The sequence below is a fragment of the Streptococcus australis genome (assembly GCF_047463015.1).
GTDB lineage: Bacteria > Bacillota > Bacilli > Lactobacillales > Streptococcaceae > Streptococcus > Streptococcus australis_F.
Genome location: NZ_JASHER010000005.1, coordinates 106,930 through 120,651 on the forward strand (window position 1 = coordinate 106,930; position 13,722 = coordinate 120,651).

At 44.5% G+C, this 13,722-nt stretch carries 15 protein-coding genes; 3 read left to right on the top strand and 12 right to left on the bottom strand.

The genetic code is table 11. The annotated features are described in order from the left end of the window. Positions 1 to 42: 42 nt before the first annotated feature. The 12 genes from QM873_RS06175 to QM873_RS06230 all read right to left on the bottom strand — a co-directional run bounded on the left by QM873_RS06175 (position 43) and on the right by QM873_RS06230 (position 9,766). Positions 43 to 318, bottom strand: coding sequence for an HU family DNA-binding protein (locus QM873_RS06175; protein WP_006596762.1), 276 nt, complete (start codon positions 316 to 318; stop codon positions 43 to 45). Positions 319 to 452: 134 nt separating this feature from the next. Continuing rightward, the gene (locus tag QM873_RS06180) at positions 453 to 1,286 is read right to left on the bottom strand and encodes a DegV family protein (protein WP_023022507.1); all 834 of its coding nucleotides are present in this window, start codon (positions 1,284 to 1,286) and stop codon (positions 453 to 455) included. An 83-nt stretch (positions 1,287 to 1,369) separates the two neighbouring features. Beyond that, positions 1,370 to 2,101 carry a metallophosphoesterase gene (locus QM873_RS06185; RefSeq protein WP_414278996.1) on the bottom strand — a complete coding sequence of 244 codons (732 nt, stop codon included), beginning with the start codon at positions 2,099 to 2,101 and terminating at the stop codon, positions 1,370 to 1,372. 16 nt (positions 2,102 to 2,117) lie between these two features. Then, positions 2,118 to 3,782 carry a DNA repair protein RecN gene (gene recN, locus QM873_RS06190; RefSeq protein WP_219075060.1) on the bottom strand — a complete coding sequence of 555 codons (1,665 nt, stop codon included), beginning with the start codon at positions 3,780 to 3,782 and terminating at the stop codon, positions 2,118 to 2,120. Between the two features lie 7 nt (positions 3,783 to 3,789). Further along, on the bottom strand, positions 3,790 to 4,221 hold the full coding sequence (locus QM873_RS06195) for an arginine repressor (RefSeq protein WP_023022501.1): 432 nt from the start codon (positions 4,219 to 4,221) through the stop codon (positions 3,790 to 3,792). Further along, positions 4,214 to 5,029, bottom strand: a complete 816-nt coding sequence (locus QM873_RS06200; protein ID WP_023022499.1) for a TlyA family RNA methyltransferase — start codon at positions 5,027 to 5,029, stop codon at positions 4,214 to 4,216. Before QM873_RS06200 ends, QM873_RS06195 begins: the two co-directional genes overlap by 8 nt. Then, entirely contained in the window at positions 5,010 to 5,897 is an 888-nt protein-coding gene (locus tag QM873_RS06205) for a polyprenyl synthetase family protein (protein WP_270288849.1), read from the bottom strand. Before QM873_RS06205 ends, QM873_RS06200 begins: the two co-directional genes overlap by 20 nt. Continuing rightward, positions 5,894 to 6,106 (bottom strand): exodeoxyribonuclease VII small subunit, encoded by a 213-nt coding sequence (locus QM873_RS06210; protein WP_006596769.1) that lies wholly within the window; start codon positions 6,104 to 6,106, stop codon positions 5,894 to 5,896. The genes QM873_RS06205 and QM873_RS06210 overlap by 4 nt, the downstream gene beginning before the upstream one ends. Continuing rightward, a complete protein-coding gene (gene xseA, locus QM873_RS06215) occupies positions 6,084 to 7,424 on the bottom strand; it encodes an exodeoxyribonuclease VII large subunit (protein ID WP_414278997.1) in 1,341 nt (446 codons plus the stop codon). Before xseA ends, QM873_RS06210 begins: the two co-directional genes overlap by 23 nt. 124 nt (positions 7,425 to 7,548) lie before the next feature. Further along, positions 7,549 to 8,391, bottom strand: coding sequence for an NAD(P)H-hydrate dehydratase (locus tag QM873_RS06220; protein ID WP_414278998.1), 843 nt, complete (start codon positions 8,389 to 8,391; stop codon positions 7,549 to 7,551). A 133-nt stretch (positions 8,392 to 8,524) separates the two neighbouring features. Further along, positions 8,525 to 9,379: a bifunctional methylenetetrahydrofolate dehydrogenase/methenyltetrahydrofolate cyclohydrolase gene (locus QM873_RS06225; protein WP_414278999.1), complete on the bottom strand. Its 855-nt coding sequence runs from the start codon at positions 9,377 to 9,379 to the stop codon at positions 8,525 to 8,527. Between the two features lie 156 nt (positions 9,380 to 9,535). Next, on the bottom strand, positions 9,536 to 9,766 hold the full coding sequence (locus QM873_RS06230; protein ID WP_048687767.1) for a DUF1797 family protein: 231 nt from the start codon (positions 9,764 to 9,766) through the stop codon (positions 9,536 to 9,538). Positions 9,767 to 9,995: 229 nt separating this feature from the next. Between QM873_RS06230 and QM873_RS06235 the strand changes: the two genes are divergently transcribed. The 3 genes from QM873_RS06235 (at position 9,996) to QM873_RS06245 (ending at position 13,340) form a co-directional block, all read left to right on the top strand. Beyond that, a complete protein-coding gene (locus QM873_RS06235) occupies positions 9,996 to 12,263 on the top strand; it encodes an ATP-dependent Clp protease ATP-binding subunit (protein ID WP_414279000.1) in 2,268 nt (755 codons plus the stop codon). Between the two features lie 260 nt (positions 12,264 to 12,523). Further along, complete coding sequence (locus QM873_RS06240; RefSeq protein WP_414279001.1) at positions 12,524 to 12,973, top strand: NUDIX hydrolase; 450 nt, start codon at positions 12,524 to 12,526, stop codon at positions 12,971 to 12,973. Positions 12,974 to 13,040: 67 nt separating this feature from the next. Beyond that, positions 13,041 to 13,340 (top strand): DUF1827 family protein, encoded by a 300-nt coding sequence (locus QM873_RS06245; RefSeq protein ID WP_414279002.1) that lies wholly within the window; start codon positions 13,041 to 13,043, stop codon positions 13,338 to 13,340. Positions 13,341 to 13,722 lie beyond the last annotated feature (382 nt).

Genomic DNA, 13,722 nt, shown 5'->3' on the forward strand with positions numbered 1-13,722 from the left:
AAGTTCCCTCTAGCAAGCTAGAAGGAACTTTCGTAATCACAATTATTTAACTGCGTCTTTAAGAGCTTTACCAGCTTTGAATGCTGGAACTTTAGAAGCAGCGATTTTGATTTCTTTACCAGTTTGTGGGTTGCGACCTTTACGAGCTGCACGTTCACGAACTTCGAAGTTACCGAAACCGATCAATTGAACTTTTTCACCTTTTGAAAGGTATTCTGAAACAGCTGCAAATACAGCGTCAACTGCTGCTGCTGAGTCTTTTTTAGTCAATTCTGTAGCTTCTGCCACTTTTGCGATCAAATCTTGTTTGTTAGCCATTTAACAAATCCTCCAAATTTTTTTAGGTTTTACCCTTAACATCTCTATCATATCTAAAAAATGCTTTTAGGTCAAGTACTAAACCTGTTTTTATAAACTTTTATGTAGGAATAAATTCCTTTATTGACGGGCTTCTATGCAAATCGGACAAGAACTGCCCAAGCATCTTCACCAGTGTGGGTTTGAATGATCGAACCTGTTTCCAAAACAGAGATTGGAGTTGCAACCAAAGGCTGTAATTGCGCCTTCATTTCGTTAGCAAAGTCAGGTCCACCAGCATAGGAAATTCCTATCTCAGCGATTTCTTTACCGGATAAGTCTTGCATCAACTCGTCCAACCATTTTTTAAAGGTTTTCTGTCCGCGTCCTTTGACAATCGGTTGCAGTTCATCGTTCTTCATTTCCATGACGACCCGAATATTCAAAAGTGAACTCAATAAACCAGTTACGCGTCCAATCCGGCCTCCTTTAACCAGGTTTTCCAAAGTAGAAACCCCAATATAGAGTCTAGTATTTTGCTTGACCTCTTCAATGCGAGCTACAATTTCCTCTACGCTAGCACCTTCTTGAGCCAGTTTCGCCGCTTCGACCACTTGGAATTTCATGGCTTGGTCCGTAAAGCTACTATCGATAACTGTTACATCTGCATTGGCTAAGGTAGCTCCTTGACGTGCAGCTTCCACTGTACCAGATAAGGCATGAGACATATGGATTGCAATAATTTGCGCCCCTTCTTCAGCCAATCCTTCGAAGATTTCCGCAAACACACCTACTGGAGGTTGGCTAGTCTTTGGAAGGTTTTTACTGGATTTCATCAACTGAAGGAACTCACCTTCGGTTAATTCCGCATCTGAGTAGAGAACACCGTCCACCATAACAGAGAGGGGAACGATGGTAATTCCGTATTTTTCAACAACTTCAGGCTCAATCGTTACGGATGAGTCTGTAACAATTTTTACTTGTGACATAACATTCCTACAATCTTTTCTTAGATATATCCATTCTATTATATCAAATTTTCTAGGCTTTTGTGGGACAAAGTCCTTTTTGCTTAATCATCGATGGCTGCAAATCCATCATTAACCAAAGCAACATCGGCCCTCATTCCATTTTCATCAAAGAGAATACCATGGAGGACACCACCATAAACAGCCCCACCATCCATGCCAATCTTCCCATCTTCGGTCACCCAGAGTTCTTTGGTTCCAATCTTTTGATCCAAGAGATAGTGGACAGGGGTATGGCCAAAAACAATGGTCTTTCCTGTCTGATTGGTTGCTTCATGGAAGGGCTGGCGAATCCAGACTTTTTGGTAATCCGTCGTTTCATGCCAGTCCGTTAGAGTCAAGTCAATCCCAGCATGCACGAAAATATAGTGTTCTGTTTCATAAACAAAAGGAAGCGAACGGATGAAAGCGACGAGGTCCCCACAAGTTTCTTGCACGCGCCGAGCATCCTCTACTCCATCTACTGGAGCCGTGAGGGGACGACCAAGCAGAGAGTTGATCGTGGTATCACCACCATTTCGTCGGTAATGGTCATAGCGTTCAATCGGGTTATCGATCCAGGCTAAAAACATGTATTCGTGGTTACCAGAGAGGCAGATTGCCCCTTGATGGTCGACAAAATCTTTGACCAGTTCGATAACTCTACAACTATCTTCCCCACGGTCTATCAAATCTCCGAGAAAAACCAGCCGGGACTGACCATCCCAATGGGTCATCAGTTCCTCCAACATGCCTGCTTTTCCATGAATATCTCCCACTACGAAATAGCTTCCCATATCGGTTCCTTTCTTCTTAGCTTGGCCGTTTTAGCAATTGCTCCGCCTGCAGGCGGGCTGCTTCTGTCACATCTTCACCAGCAAGCATCTTGGCTACTTCTTCTACCCGTTCTTCATGACTGAGCAAGCGAACGGTCGAAACCGTTGAAAATTCATCACTCACCTTTTCGATAAAGAATTGGTAATCGGCTACTGCAATTACCTGAGGCAAATGAGAGATGGCTAGCACCTGACCAAAACGTCCAATTTTATAGATCTTAGAAGCAATAGCTTGAGCGACCCGACCAGATACCCCTGTATCCACCTCGTCAAAGACGATACTGGTCTTGCCTTCTTTTCGAGAAAAGGCGGACTTGATGGCCAACATAAGACGGGATAATTCACCACCTGAGGCTACTTTTACCAAAGGCTTAAAGTCCTCTCCAGGGTTGGTCGAAATATAAAATTCAACTGTTTCGTTTCCTTCCCGATTAAACTTAGATGGAGTAAAACGCACTTGGAAACGGGCTTTTTCCATGTAGAGATCCGCCAATTCCTGCTGAATTTCTGCTTCCAGCTCTTGAGCTAAGGCATGGCGCCCTTGACTCAGTTCCTTGGCCAAGGCAACCAGCTGGCCTTCCATAGACTTGAGTTCCTTCTCTAAGTCTTCAGAAGAGGTTCCAGCTCCTGTTAACAGGCTATATTCCTTACTGATTTGCTCCAAATAATCAAGGACATCTTTTACCTGACCGCCGTACTTACGCGTAATTGAGTGGATCAGGTCTAATCGAGCTTCTACCTGCATCAAACGGTTGCCGTCAAAGTCCAAGCCATCTACCAGATCCTCCAAGCGTTTGGTCAGATCTTCCAGAGTATAGTAGGTCTCAGCCATTTGATCAGACAAGATCTTGTAGTCCGGATCATACTCCTCGATGCTTTGCAGATCATTCATGGCCGATCGAACATTGCTAAGACTGGAGAAGTCTTCTGCATCCAGCATAGCGTAGGCATTGCTTAGGGTATCCGCAATCATCTTATGATTGAGTAGGCGTTGCCGTTCCTGCTCTAACTGGACATCTTCATCCAGGGACAAGGCAGCTGCCTCGATTTCCGAAATTTGGTATTCCAGCATTTCGATTCGAGCTTGGTTTTCCTGGTTGTTTTTTTGGATCTGCAAGACCTGCTTGCGCAAGGACTTATAATTCTCAAAGGTCTCTCTGTAGGCCTTCTTGGTCGCAAAAAAAGCATCCTCCCCAAAGCTATCCAGCATAGCGATATGCAATGGAGCCCGCATCAGTTCTTCCTGATCGTGCTGACCATGAATATCTACCAAATGCTGACCAACGGCCTTGAGGACAGAGAGGTTGACCATCTGCCCATTGATCCGACTGACACTCCGGCCATTCTGGAAAATTTCTCTGCGAATAATCAACTCCTCTGCCCATTCTAAGCCCTGCTCCTCAAATAACTGCTGAAGAGCACGGTTTTCATCAATCGCAAAGAGGCCTTCAATCTCAGCCTTAGGAGCACCGTGGCGGATGACATCAGTCGTCGCCCGGCTCCCCAGCATCATATTCATAGCATCGATAATGATGGATTTTCCTGCACCAGTTTCACCGGTTAAAACCGTCATCCCCGTCTCAAAATTCAGAGCGATTTCTTCAATGATGGCAAAGTTTTTAATTGAAATTTCTAATAGCATCTCTCTCCTACCATTCCATCAATCGTTGTTCGATAAACTGTGCCTTTTCTTCCGAGCGGGCCACAATGAAAATACTATTGTCGTCTGAAATCATACTAAAGATGATGTCATCGAAATCTTCCTGTAGATGGCGCTTGACTAAATAGGCTGTCCCTGGGACAAGCTTGAGGGTCAGAAAACTCCCCATGCGTTCAAAAGATTGAAGATTATTTTCTGCTAATTTTCCACTATGTTGGACACGTGGCAATTCATAGACATAGGCTGAACCTTTTAATGGCGTTTTAATAATGCCCAACTCTTTAATATCACGGGAAACAGTCGCTTGTGTCGCAGAAATTCCCGCTTCCCTCAGATGTTCGACAATTGCATCCTGAGTGCCGACTTTATTTTCTCGGATAAAGCGTCGTATTTTTTCTAATCGGTTTTGTTTACTATTCATGTTTAAAATCAGTGTGGGCTTTGTCGACGACAGCTACAAACTCTTGCTGATCGAGACGATTTTGCCCGGTATTTTTTTCTAAATAAAGTAAAAATTCAATATTGCCATGGCCCCCTTGAATCGGAGAATAATCCACTCCCAAGACGGAGAAGCCATGTTCTATCGCAAAGCCTTGAACCTGTTCCAAGACGGACAGATGGACCTTGGCATCCTTGATAATCCCATTTTTTCCAATCTGCTCCCGACCAGCTTCAAACTGGGGTTTGACTAGAGCGACCACCTGGCCTCCTTCTTGCAAAATCCCATGAAGAGCAGGCAAGATAAGGTTGAGGGAAATAAAACTAACATCAATACTAGCAAAACTTGGTCTTTGCTCAAAATCTTCAGACGTCGCATAGCGAAAGTTGAACTGCTCCATCGAGATGACACGAGGATCCTGACGGAGTTTCCAAGCCAACTGATTGGTCCCTACATCCACTGCATAGACCAAGGCAGCTCCATTTTGGAGCATGACATCCGTAAAGCCCCCTGTTGAGGCACCAATATCTAGCGTGATCTTGTCCTGCAAGTCAATCTCAAAAAGGGCCAAGGCCTTTTCTAACTTGAGACCACCTCGACTGACATATTTGAGTTTTTCACCCTTGAGTTTTAATTCAGTCGCTTCATCAATTTTTTCACCTGGTTTATCGAAGCGCTCGCCATTATGGACCGCAACGACCAAACCAGCCATCACACCGCGTTTGGCCTGCTCCCGGGTTTCAAATAGTCCCTGCTTGTAGGCCAGTACGTCAACTCTTTCCTTGACCATGAATTCTCAGTCTTTCTATTATGTTCTTGATTCCAGTCCCTTCGAAGGAAACTTGATTAGAAATGCGATCGAGCAAGTCCTCACAGGCATCCAACTCTCGATCCAAATAAGCCTGAGCTCCATCTAGACCAAGTAGCGCAGGATAGGTCGACTTTTCTGCCTGCAGGTCCTTCTGAGGGGTTTTTCCTAAAGAGGCAAAATCGGCTATCACATCCAAAATATCATCCCGAATCTGAAAGGCCAAGCCTAAATGGAGGCCAATTTCCTCTAAGAGAGTCGCAACAGCTGGCTCAAGCTCTAAGAGGATCCCCGCAGCTTGGAAAGGATATGCTAGCAGTCGTCCCGTCTTATTGGCATGGATGACTTGCAACTGGTCCAAGTTCAGGCTCGCTCCTTCCCCTTCCATATCCAAGACTTGGCCTGCCACCATCCCAGCTGTCCCTGAAGCATCCGATAATAAGGCAATCAGTTGCACCCGAATAGAAGCTGGAAGGTCCGCTTCTGCCACACAGCCAAAGGCATCTAAGAAGAGAGAGTCTCCTGCTAAGATGGCTAGGTCTTCCCCAAATTTTTTGTGGTTGGTCAATTGACCACGACGGTAATCATCATTATCCATCGCTGGTAGATCATCATGGATCAAGCTTCCCGTATGGATCATTTCAAGAGCGGCTGCCACCTGAAAATGAGCCTCAAGGATTGGAGCATGAAAAGCCTCCAGCAACTCCAATAAGAGCAAAGGCCGAATCCGTTTGCCCCCTGCATGGACTGAATAAAGGATGGATTCTACCAAACGGGGAGCGATTTGTTTGGCCTCGTAGAAGCCTTCAATCGCTTTTTCGACCCCTTGCAGTTTTTCTTCTAAGATCATACCAGTTCCGTTTCTGAGCCATCTGCTTGCATAACCTTGACCAAGGTCTTTTCAGCCTGATCCAGCGTTTCTTGCAAGTCTTTTGATAGCTTCATTCCTTTCTGAAACTCTGAAATGGCCTCTTCGAGAGGCACTTGCCCACTTTCCAATTTTTGGACAATAGCTTCCAAATCAGCTAAATTTTCTTCAAATTTCTTTTCTTTCGACATGCTTTACCTCTACTTCTACTTGCCCATCCCGCATGACTAGCGTCAAGGCATCCTTTTCTTTGATTGTATCCACACTATCCAAAACCTGATCTCCAGCCTGTACCAAGGCGTAGCCTCTAGCCACAATGCGACTGGTATCCAACATCAAGAGAGCTTCTGATAGGCGCTTGGCATCTGCTGCTTTTGTTTGGTAGAGCTCCTTGATTTTCAAGATCATCAATCGCTCCATTTGGAGAATCTGGTCTCGATAGCGCTCCAGCTGATGCTGGGGCGCTTGAGAAGCCAGCCGATGGCGGAGTTCTTGTAACTGACGGCTATTTCTGGTAATTGACTCTGACACGGCCTGTTTCAGTCGCAATTGAATCTGATCTAATTTTTGCAGATAAGAGTCATACAGCCGCTCTGGTTGACGGAAGATGACCGATTGGCTCAGTTTTTGCAGGCGCTCCCGATTATATACTAGGCGGTTGCGCATAGCGGTTGCCATCCGCCCCTCCTGCTTCTGCAAATGATTAAGCAGGTCCAACTTGGTCACAGGCGTTGCCAGCTCAGCCGCAGCTGTAGGAGTGGCTGCCCGGCGATCTGCTACAAAGTCTGCCAGAGTGGTGTCTGTCTCATGGCCCACACTGGAAATGATGGGAATTCTGGACTCAAAAATAGCCCGCACAACCGGCTCTTCATTAAAAGCCCACAGGTCCTCGATAGACCCACCACCACGACCGATAATCAAGACATCTAAGTCCGTCCGAGCATTGGCCTTTTGGATATTGGCGACAATTTCTTGGGCAGCTCCTTCTCCTTGTACCTTGGTTGGAAAAAGGAGAATCTCCACACCAGGAAAACGCCGAGTGACAGTGGTGATGATATCCCGAATAACTGCCCCACTCTGACTGGTAATAACCCCGATTTTATTGGAAAACTGGGGAATGGCCTGTTTGAACTTCTCTTGAAAGAGCCCTTCTTCCTGGAGTTTCTTTTTCAACTGCTCAAACTGAATAGCTAAAGCACCGACGCCATCTGGCTCCGCCTTTTCGATGACAATGGAATAACTTCCACTTGGCTCATAGAGTTGGATCCGACCGATGACATTGATCTTCATGCCTTCTTCTAGCTCAAAGCCAAAACTCTTATAGATCCCCGCCCAAACAGTCGCCTGAATCACGGCTTTTTCATCCTTTAGAGAGAAATACTGATGGTTGGGACGCTTCCGGAAATTCGAGACCTGACCCGTCAAATAGACCCGCTCCAAATAGGGGTCCTTATCAAATTTTAACTTGAGGTATTTGGTCAGACTGGATACCGATAAATACTCTGACATGGTTCCCCTTTCATACGGAAAATTCTAGTATAAATTATACCAAAAATAAGCGGAAAAAGCTGATTCTACCTACGGAAAAAGCCCCAGATTTCATGATCTGAAGCTCCTATTCTATCGACTTTTCCTATTGGCTATTTTTTTTCATCCATTTGGGAATTTCTTTACTAATCGCTGTCGGCAAAACCACGTAGACTTCCTTGCTCAAGTCTTCAGCAATAGCCGAATGAAGGTGAGTAGCCACCACCACGCGCTCATAGAGTCCAACCTGTGGAAATTGGCCTGCAAATCCTGCAATCATGCCTGCCAAGGTATCGCCCATACCTCCAGTTGCCTGGTAAGGTCCCCCAACTGTTAGTTGGTAATAGTCTGGTTGTCCTTGTTGCCAAATCTTGGTCTGAGGTCCCTTTTGAACTAAGATAGATCCTTCTGGAAGTTTTCCCACAGCCATTTGTGTCCTATCTTCTCCTTGTTCCCCAATTGCTAGACCTGACATCGCCTCCCATTCTTTCTGATGAGGAGTGAAAACCAACTGAGCTTGAGGAAGAGGCAACGCTAAGCGAGTATAGATACTAATTGCTCCGCCATCTAGAATCAACACTTGGTGAGACTGAACCCTGTCAAAAACTAACTGTACAAGGTGTGTCCCTAGATCATTGTCCTTGAGGCCTGGCCCCAATAAAATAACGCCTGCTTTTGCGATTTGATCAGCCAATAATTCTTGGTCAGTCACAGCAAATGCCATGGCTTCGGGTAGCTGACTATGGAGTGCAGGGATGTTCTCCTGATCTGTCGCAACCGTGACAAGCCCCGCTCCACTCTCCACAGCTGCCAAAGCAGACATCATAATCGCTCCCCCGTAAGGGTAGGTTCCTCCAATCAAGAGAAGACGACCATAGTCACCCTTGTAGGAGTCTGACTGACGACTAACAATAACTTGTTGCAGCAATGTTTGGTCAACTCTTAACATAAGCTTTCCTTCTTTCTTCCTCTATTTTATCACGTTTAGACTAAAAAAAGGCAGGAAAGTAAGTTCCAACCTTCAAAATTTTTTCTAATCTGTCTATCGCTCCAAACACTGTCCCGACTTCATCCAAGCTGGTTTATTTTTTCAAAGCCCGAACAGCCGCTTCATAGGTCTGAGTCATCAGCATAGTAATGGTCATAGGACCCACTCCACCAGGAACAGGCGTAATATGGCTAGCAAGTGGTGCCACGGTATCGTAGTCGACATCTCCGCATAGTTTGCCATTTTCATCGCGGTTCATCCCCACATCAATGACGACTGCTCCCTCTTTGACAAAGTCAGCTGTAACAAATTTGGCACGGCCGATAGCCACCACTAGGATATCCGCTTTTCTTGCAATTTTTGCTAAATGATGGGTCCGTGAATGGGTCAAGGTCACCGTCGCATTCTTAGCTAATAGAAGCTGGGCCATGGGTTTTCCAACGATATTGGAGCGACCAATAACGACTGCACTTTTCCCCTCAACATCGATATCGTATTCCCGGAACATTTCCATGATCCCCGCAGGAGTTGAGGGAACCATGACCGGATTACCCGCCCAAAGATGGCCCATATTAAGGGGGTGGAAGCCGTCGACATCCTTATTGGGATCAATGGCTAGTAAGACAGCCTCATCGTCGATATGTGCTGGTAGAGGCAACTGGACCAAAATTCCATGCCAGAGCGGTTCCTGATTGTAGCGGTCAATAAGTGCCAAGAGTTCCTCTTGTGTAGTAGCCTCTGGTAAGCGGACCACCTCGCTACGAAAACCCGCAGCAAGAGCCGAGCGTTCTTTATTTCGTACGTAGACCTGACTAGCTGGGTTTTCTCCCACTAAAATCACCACTAAACCAGGTACCTCCCCTGTTTCCTCTTTTAAACGTGCTGTATTTTCAGCTAATTCTCCCTGTAATTTTACTGCCAAGGCCTTCCCATCAATCACATGTGTCATCTCAATCTCTTTTCTATTCAATATCTTCTCTATTATATCAGATTTGTGGACCTGCTCCTAACACTTCTTGATTAGATAAGATTATAGGAAGAAACTATAACAGTTTTCTTCCAACAAAAAAGAGACTAGATGCTCTAGACTCTTGATTGATACTTCTTAGTACAACAATTCGTAGATTTCCATTGCAATTAAGTCAATGCTATCGAATGTATAGGTCTCACGCGCTTCTACATCACGAAGAGTAAATACTGATCCATTTTCTTCATCATGGTTGTAGGCTACTTCAGCGACTACAACTCCTTCACGTTCAAAATTACGTTTTAAGTTTCCACCGTCTTTTGTCATTGCTTCCAAACGGCTGATAATTCGTACCAAATGTGATTCCATTTTGATTCTCCTATTTACTTTCTACTCTCCTATTCTATCATAAAAGAAGGAGGAAATTCCAATAAAAATCAACTTTTCCGCTTTTTTCCTCTTTATTCCATGCCTAAAACCGGACTTCATACTAAATTCTTGCAAACTTTTAGAATACTGATATAATGAAACTATAAAAGTTTGACTATTTCTGACCAATAGTTTCTACACTTTTTACCCTAGAGAAAGAGGTAAGAGAATGCTTTGTCAAAACTGTAAAATAAACGATTCAACCATTCATCTTTATACGAATGTGAATGGTCACCAACAACAAGTAGACCTTTGCCAGAACTGCTATCAAATTATGAAAACCGATCCTAACAATAGTCTCCTGGCAGGATTAAACCAACAAAATCGCGGAGGGCGGGATCCTTTTGAAGATTTCTTCAATCAACTGGGCAACTTCCAAGCTCCCCAAGAACCTCAAACGCCACCGACCCAATCAGGAGGAGGATATGGAGGTGGAAATGGCTACGGACAAAATGGGAACGGTCGAGCTACTGGACCAAATAGACCTCAAGCCAAACAACAACCAAAAGGACTCCTAGAAGAGTTTGGAATTAATGTTACTGAAATCGCTCGCCGTGGGGACATTGATCCAGTCATTGGCCGTGACGGCGAAATTCTCCGAGTTATTGAAATTTTAAACCGCCGAACCAAAAACAACCCTGTTCTGATTGGAGAACCTGGTGTCGGAAAAACAGCTGTCGTAGAGGGCCTGGCCCAGAAGATTGTCGATGGCGATGTCCCTTATAAATTACAAGACAAGGAAGTTATTCGGTTAGACGTTGTTAGCCTGGTTCAAGGGACTGGGATTCGTGGACAATTTGAAGAACGGATGCAACAACTAATGGAAGAAATCCGTCGCCGTGAAGATGTCATTTTGTTTATCGATGAAATCCATGAAATTGTAGGAGCAGGATCTGCAGGTGATGGCAACATGGATGCAGGAAATATCCTCAAACCGGCTCTCGCTCGTGGTGAATTGCAATTAGTTGGTGCCACAACACTCAATGAGTATCGTATTATCGAAAAAGATGCTGCTCTTGAACGCCGGATGCAACCAGTCAAGGTGGATGAACCAACGGTTGAAGAAACCATTACCATCCTTAAAGGCATTCAAAAGAAATACGAAGACTACCACCACGTCCACTACACAGATGGTGCTATTGAGGCTGCAGCTCTCCTCTCCAATCGCTATATCCAAGACCGCTTCTTGCCCGACAAAGCCATTGACCTCTTGGACGAAGCAGGCTCTAAGATGAATTTGACCCTCAATTTTGTCGATCCCAAAGTCATTGACCAGCGCTTAATTGAAGCCGAAAATCTCAAGGCCCAAGCGACGCGGGATGAAGATTTTGAAAAAGCAGCCTACTTCCGTGACCAAATCGCTAAGTACAAAGAAATGCAAGGGCAACAGGTCACCGACCAAGATACGCCCGTCATTAGCGAAAAGACTATCGAACACATTGTTGAGCAAAAGACCAATATTCCAGTTGGAGATTTGAAAGAAAAAGAACAGTCTCAATTGATTAATTTGGCTGCTGATTTAAAAGCTCATGTCATCGGCCAAGATGAGGCTGTTGAAAAAATTGCTAAGGCTATCCGTCGTAATCGGGTAGGACTTGGAACGCCAAACCGTCCAATCGGTAGCTTCCTCTTTGTTGGACCAACTGGTGTCGGGAAGACCGAGTTGTCCAAGCAATTGGCCATCGAACTCTTCGGTTCTGCTGACAGTATGATTCGCTTTGACATGAGTGAATACATGGAAAAACATGCCGTCGCCAAACTGGTCGGTGCCCCTCCAGGTTATGTCGGTTATGAAGAAGCTGGTCAGCTGACTGAAAAAGTACGTCGCAACCCTTACTCTCTCATTCTCTTAGATGAGGTAGAAAAGGCCCATCCTGATGTCATGCATATGTTCCTCCAAGTCTTAGATGATGGTCGCTTGACAGATGGACAAGGCAGAACGGTGAGTTTCAAGGATACCATTATCATCATGACTTCCAATGCGGGAACTGGAAAAGCGGAGGCTAACGTCGGTTTTGGGGCAGCTCGTGAAGGTCGTACCAATTCGATCCTAGGTGAACTGGGGAACTTCTTTAGTCCAGAATTCATGAACCGCTTTGACGGCATCATTGAATTCAAAGCCTTGTCTAAGGAAAACCTCCTTCAAATCGTCACTCTCATGCTCGATGATGTCAATCAACGCCTGGCCCACAATGATATCCACCTCGATGTTACCGATAAGGTCAAGGAAAAATTGGTTGATTTGGGCTACGATCCGAAAATGGGAGCTCGTCCTCTTCGACGCACCATTCAAGACTATATCGAAGATGCCATTACAGATTACTACCTAGAAAATCCTAGTGAAAAAGATCTGAAGGCTGTCATGACCAGCAATGGAAAGATTTGCATTAAAGGAAAGAACAAACCAGCTAATGCGACAGAAAAAGTAACTGAATAATTGCATTTAAAAGAGGCTAGGACAGAAGTCCTAGCCTCTCAATTGTCTTTGGATTGTCGAGCAAGACGCAGTGGTTGAGTGGGCTCTACTACGCTGATTTCATCAGCTTTTACAGCCCTACTCAACTGTGCGGAGGTGGGACGACGAAATCGAATTCTAACGAATTACCGATTTCTGTCCCACTCTCTTATTTTTATCTCCTACTGCTTTTTATGTCCAACTATGTTATAATGATAAAAAAATAAGAAGCGAGTTTTAATATGACTGTTGCAACTTTTGGGACAAAAGAAGAAAATGTTGACTATGTCAATCGTTATGGAGTCTATGCGGTGATTCCAAATCCAACCAAGGATAAAATCATCCTAGTCCAAGCACCAAATGGAGCTTGGTTCCTACCAGGTGGTGAAATCGAGGAAGGAGAAGATCATTTCTTGGCACTCGAGCGCGAACTGATCGAAGAATTGGGTTTCACTGCGACCATCGGCGAGTATTATGGCCAAGCAGACGAGTACTTCTATTCTAGTCACCGCGACACCCACTACTATAATCCTGCCTATATCTATGAAGTAACTGACTTTGTAGAAGCTCAAAAACCGCTAGAGGATTTCAATAACATTGCCTGGTTCCACATCGATGAAGCCATTGACAGATTAAAAAGAGGAAGTCATAAGTGGGGCATCAAAATGTGGAAATCTGCCCAAAAATTGTAAGCGACTTCTTTCACAAAATAAAAAAAAGTGCTATAATAAATGGAGAAAGAGCTTAGGAGGATCTCACATGAAGCTTATGAATACAACAAATAGTCATGCTACTCTGGTCAAAAGTCAATTAGAAAGTACCGATGCTACCCTTGTTGAGGTCTATTCAGCTGGTAACACCGACGTTATCTTTACCAAAGCTCCTACACATTACGAATTGCTGATTAGTAACAAACACCGTGCCATTCGTGAAACAGAAGTTGAAAAAATTCGTGAGTTCTTTTTAAAACGCAAGATTGATCTTCAAATCATTGACCAATCTGCTATTAAGACCCTCTACTCTGATAAACTAATCGAAATTTCTTTCCCAATTATTTAGTAAGGCTATTCCGCCTTACTTTTTTATTGCCCTGACGATGGACACGATACATCATTCTAGCCACCAAAAAAGAAGTTCCAAATCGGAGCTTCTTTCAGATTGAAGATGAAGTAATTTTAGAAACTTTCCTTAGGTGAGTACGGACGTCAGCGAACTTCTACGAAGTTCCATGACTAATTAAGATACGAAGGGCGTTTGCGGATAAAGTCAAAATAGGAAGTTTGACGCAGAATCTTTAGATTCTAGGAGAACTTATCTTTTTGACACCATCCGCAGCCCGTGCCCGTGTTCAATTAGTTTTGAACCCCCTCGCTCTTTAATTTCCGGGCTCAGGCTAAAACAGTTTCCCAAACTGTTTTACTCTCAAAACTCCCGAATGCCT